At 71.9% G+C, this 462-nt stretch carries 1 protein-coding gene; it reads right to left on the reverse strand.

Annotated features, from left to right (window positions below; translation table 11 throughout):
• A partial coding sequence (locus tag LPA54_RS38080) for an AMP-binding protein (RefSeq protein WP_306806629.1) occupies positions 1-462 on the reverse strand: 462 nt, incomplete at both ends.

The following is a 462-nucleotide window of genomic DNA, read 5'->3' on the forward strand; positions in this document are numbered from 1 at the left end:
GGGCCGCCCCGTACAGCACCTCCCGCAGGGAGGACAGGTCGGTGCGCAGGGACGCCTTCGCCTGGAGCATGAAGCGCAGCATCTGCGGCACCAGCCACATGTGGGTGGCGCGGTGCGCCTCCACCGCGGACAGCGCTCGCTGCGGCGTGAACCCGGGCATCAGCACGACCGTCGCGCCGGCCGCCAGATAGGTCAGGGAGACGACCATGCTGCCGTGGTACAGCGGGCAGCAGTTGACCATGACGATGTCGTCCGTGGGGCGGGCCATCACCAGCCAGCCCAGCGCGATGGCGCGGAACGACGCGCTGTCGACCGTCACCCCCTTGGCCTGCCCGGTGGTCGCCGAGGTGTGCAGCACAGCGATCGGGTCCGTGTCGGTGACGTCCGGCAGCTCCCGCTCGGCGGCGAGCGTGCCCAGCGCCGCGAAGGCGGGCTTGTCGAAGGCCATCCGGATCCGCACCG

The sequence above is a fragment of the Streptomyces sp. DH12 genome, assembly GCF_020873895.1.
Classification (GTDB): Bacteria; Actinomycetota; Actinomycetes; order Streptomycetales; family Streptomycetaceae; genus Streptomyces.